This window comes from Rhodococcus sp. EPR-147 (genome assembly GCF_001647185.1).
Lineage (GTDB): Bacteria > Actinomycetota > Actinomycetes > Mycobacteriales > Mycobacteriaceae > Rhodococcoides.
Window position 1 is genome coordinate 1 of the sequence record NZ_LVCU01000517.1, and the last position, 4,203, is coordinate 4,203.

The following is a 4,203-nucleotide window of genomic DNA, read 5'->3' on the forward strand; positions in this document are numbered from 1 at the left end:
GGACACCGATCTCTACCTCCGCATCGCACCGGAGCTGTTCCTCAAGCGCTGCGTCGTCGGCGGCATCGAGAAGGTCTTCGAGATCAACCGCAACTTCCGAAACGAAGGTGCCGACTCCTCCCACTCGCCGGAATTCGCGATGCTCGAGACGTACGAGGCCTACGGCACGTACGACGATTCGGCGAAGATGACCCGTGAGCTGGTTCAGGAAGTGGCCATGGCCGCGCTCGGATCCACGGTCGTGACGCTGCCCGACGGCACCACCTACGACCTCGGCGGCGACTGGACGACGCTCGAGATGTACCCGTCGCTGTCGGAATCGCTCGGATTCGACGTCACCCCCGACACCACCGTCGACGAGCTGCTCGCGATCGCCGACAAGGTGGGCGTCGAGGTGCCGCGCAAGGACGGCGTCCCGATCTACGGTCACGGCAAGCTCGTCGAGGAGCTGTGGGAACACCAGGTGGGCGACGCGTTGACCGAGCCCACGTTCGTCCGCGACTTTCCGGTCGAGACGTCCCCGCTGACGCGTCAGCACCGCAGCAAGCCCGGCGTCACCGAGAAGTGGGACCTGTACGTCCGTGGGTTCGAGCTGGCCACCGGCTACTCCGAGCTGGTCGATCCGATCATCCAGCGCGAGCGTTTCGAGGATCAGGCCCGTCAGGCCGCCGCCGGCGACGACGAGGCCATGGTGCTCGACGAGGACTTCCTCGCCGCGATGGAGCAGGGCATGCCGCCGACCACAGGAACCGGCATGGGCATCGACCGTTTGTTGATGGCGCTGACCGGCCTCGGCATCCGCGAAACGATCCTGTTTCCGATCGTCAAGCCGTCCCAGGCCTGATCGGACGGTAAAGGACTGTTCGCCAGCAGCGGACAGCCGATGGGAAACGTTTTGCATAGTGCCTGCGTTATGAACAGTAAGCAGCCACGGAAGTCCGTTCGAGTGGGCGGTTGCGCAGCATTTCAGGGGTGGAGGGTCGGCGTTCGTAACGTCGGCCAACTACAGTGAGAAGCAGTCTTACCTTCAAATGCACAAGCGACCGCAGTGTTATGGACACTGCAGCGCTAGAAGAACTGGCGGGCGAGCAACCACCCGCCAAGAAGTGAGGGAGAGCGATGTTCGAGAGGTTCACCGATCGCGCGCGGCGTGTTGTCGTCCTGGCTCAAGAAGAAGCCCGGATGCTCAACCACAACTACATCGGCACGGAGCACATTCTGCTCGGCCTCATCCACGAGGGCGAAGGCGTCGCAGCCAAGTCTCTCGAGTCGCTGGGCATCTCCCTCGAAGGAGTACGCAGCCAGGTAGAGGAAATCATCGGCCAGGGCCAGCAGGCTCCGTCCGGTCACATTCCGTTCACCCCGCGCGCCAAGAAAGTACTCGAGCTCAGTCTGCGTGAAGCACTGCAGCTCGGCCACAACTACATCGGCACCGAGCACATTCTGCTGGGACTGATCCGCGAAGGCGAAGGCGTCGCAGCTCAGGTTCTGGTCAAGCTCGGAGCCGACCTCAACCGCGTGCGCCAGCAGGTCATCCAGCTGCTCTCGGGTTACCAGGGCAAGGAGCCCAGCGAGTCCGGCAGTGGCCGCGGCGAGGCGGGCACCCCGTCGACGTCGCTGGTCCTCGACCAGTTCGGTCGCAACCTGACGCAGGCCGCGCTCGAGGGCAAGCTCGACCCGGTCATCGGTCGCGCGAAGGAAATCGAGCGCGTCATGCAGGTGCTCTCGCGTCGTACCAAGAACAACCCCGTCCTCATCGGTGAGCCCGGTGTCGGTAAGACCGCAGTCGTCGAGGGCCTCGCGCAGGCCATCGTCAACGGCGAGGTTCCCGAAACGCTCAAGGACAAGCAGCTCTACACCCTCGACCTCGGCTCGCTCGTGGCCGGCAGCCGTTACCGCGGTGACTTCGAGGAGCGCCTGAAGAAGGTGCTCAAGGAGATCAACACCCGCGGCGACATCATCCTGTTCATCGACGAGCTGCACACGCTCGTCGGCGCAGGTGCCGCCGAAGGTGCCATCGACGCAGCGTCGATCCTCAAGCCGAAGCTGGCTCGTGGCGAACTGCAGACCATCGGTGCCACCACCCTCGACGAGTACCGCAAGTACATCGAGAAGGACGCCGCCCTCGAGCGTCGTTTCCAGCCCGTCCAGGTCGGCGAGCCGACCGTCGAGCACACCATCGAGATCCTCAAGGGTCTGCGCGATCGCTACGAGGCACACCACCGCGTCTCGATCACCGACGGTGCCCTCGTCGCGGCCGCCACGTTGGCCGACCGGTACATCAACGATCGGTTCCTGCCCGACAAGGCAATCGACCTCATCGACGAGGCGGGCGCGCGGATGCGCATCCGCCGGATGACCGCGCCGCCAGACCTGCGTGAGTTCGACGACAAGATCGCCGACGCACGCCGGGAGAAGGAATCGGCCATCGACGCACAGGACTTCGAGAAGGCTGCGAACCTGCGCGACAAGGAGAAGACCCTCGTCGGTCAGCGTGCCGAGCGCGAGAAGCAGTGGCGCTCGGGCGACCTCGACGTCATTGCCGAGGTGGACGACGAGCAGATCGCCGAGGTTCTGGGGAACTGGACCGGCATCCCCGTCTTCAAGCTCACCGAGGAGGAGACCACTCGTCTGCTCCGCATGGAAGACGAGCTGCACAAGCGGATCATCGGCCAGGTCGAGGCAGTCAAGGCCGTCTCCAAGGCGATCCGTCGTACCCGTGCAGGTCTGAAGGACCCGAAGCGTCCGTCGGGCTCGTTCATCTTCGCCGGCCCGTCCGGTGTCGGTAAGACCGAGCTGTCGAAGGCTCTCGCGAACTTCCTCTTCGGCGAGGACGACGCGCTGATCCAGATCGACATGGGCGAGTTCCACGACCGCTTCACCGCGTCGCGTCTGTTCGGTGCTCCTCCCGGATACGTCGGCTACGAAGAGGGTGGCCAGCTCACCGAGAAGGTCCGCCGCAAGCCGTTCTCTGTCGTGCTGTTCGACGAGATCGAGAAGGCCCACTCGGAGATGTACAACACGCTCCTGCAGGTGCTCGAAGACGGGCGTCTCACCGACGGCCAGGGACGCACGGTCGACTTCAAGAACACCGTGCTGATCTTCACCTCGAACCTCGGTACCGCAGACATCTCGAAGGCAGTGGGCCTCGGCTTCTCCTCGGGTGAAGGCACCGGCTCGAACTACGAGCGGATGAAGCTCAAGGTCAACGACGAGCTGAAGAAGCATTTCCGCCCCGAGTTCCTGAACCGCATCGACGACATCGTCGTGTTCCACCAGCTCACGCGCGACGAGATCATCCAGATGGTCGATCTCATGCTCAACCGAGTCGAAGGTGCGCTCAAGAACAAGGACATGGCGATCGAGGTCACCGAGAAGGCCAAGTCGTTGCTGGCCAAGCGCGGATTCGACCCCGTCCTGGGTGCGCGGCCACTGCGTCGCACCATCCAGCGCGAGATCGAGGACGCGTTGTCGGAGAAGATCCTCTTCGGCGAAATCGAAGCCGGCCAGATCATCCTGGTCGACGTCGAGAACTGGGACGGCGAAGGCGCAGGCGAGGACGCGAAGTTCACGTTCCGCGGCGAGAAGAAAGCCATCATCGTCCCCGACGAGGTCCCGGTCGACCTGGCCAAGGCCACCGGAGACAGCGACAGCGAGTAAGTTTCACCAATCCCAACCAACGGGCGATCCTCCTCGGAGGGTCGCCCGTTGTCGTGTGTCCGCCCGTCCCCGTTCGCCCGCCCCGTCGGTCCGGCTACCACCCCAACCCCTTTGGGGATCAATGTGGCTTCCAGTCAGTCAGACTGCAACAAAGGCGCATTGATCCAGACCCGAGCGCCGAGGGCAACAGCGATCACAGCAAGTTCGGCGAGCAGGATCCAGAACAGCAGCGCGATGTCAGGAGCCCAGCGGGCCAGGGTCGAGATCGGTGCTCCGGCGAGTGCGGGCAGTGAGAAGTACAGCAGTCCGCCTGCGCCGAGGGCAGTCAGAACACGCGCGAGTGCCCATCTTCCGGGAGCGGCTCCGAATCCGAGCAGGGTTCTCGTGACACATATCGCCAACAACATCGCGAGTGCAGTCGATCCGATCAGGGCTATCTCGTAGAGACCGAGTCCGGCGGCGCGGGGTTCGTCGATACCGAGTCGGGTGAGTACGAGGGAGCGGGCCGCGGAGGCAAGGCTGTCGGCGTCGAGTTCGCCGTAT

Annotated in this window: 2 protein-coding genes and 1 pseudogene; 2 read left to right on the forward strand and 1 reads right to left on the reverse strand. The window is 64.0% G+C overall.

All coding sequences use genetic code 11. From position 1 onward, the window contains the following. The coding region (locus A2J02_RS22245; protein ID WP_331712157.1) for an amino acid--tRNA ligase-related protein at positions 1 to 844 on the forward strand (844 nt) is incomplete at its 5' end. A 275-nt stretch (positions 845 to 1,119) separates the two neighbouring features. After that, the gene (locus tag A2J02_RS22250) at positions 1,120 to 3,660 is read left to right on the forward strand and encodes an ATP-dependent Clp protease ATP-binding subunit (RefSeq protein ID WP_068053699.1); all 2,541 of its coding nucleotides are present in this window, start codon (positions 1,120 to 1,122) and stop codon (positions 3,658 to 3,660) included. A 134-nt stretch (positions 3,661 to 3,794) separates the two neighbouring features. On the opposite strand, the pseudogene A2J02_RS28435 reads toward A2J02_RS22250, so the two are convergent. Next, positions 3,795 to 4,203 (reverse strand): annotated as a pseudogene (locus A2J02_RS28435) (hypothetical protein); the annotation flags it as partial.

What these genes read in the sequence shown, in the direction of transcription:
- A2J02_RS22250 (WP_068053699.1), top strand. Translation starts at nt 1,120, where the DNA reads ATGTTCGAGAGGTTCACCGATCGCGCGCGGCGTGTTGTCGTCCTGGCT.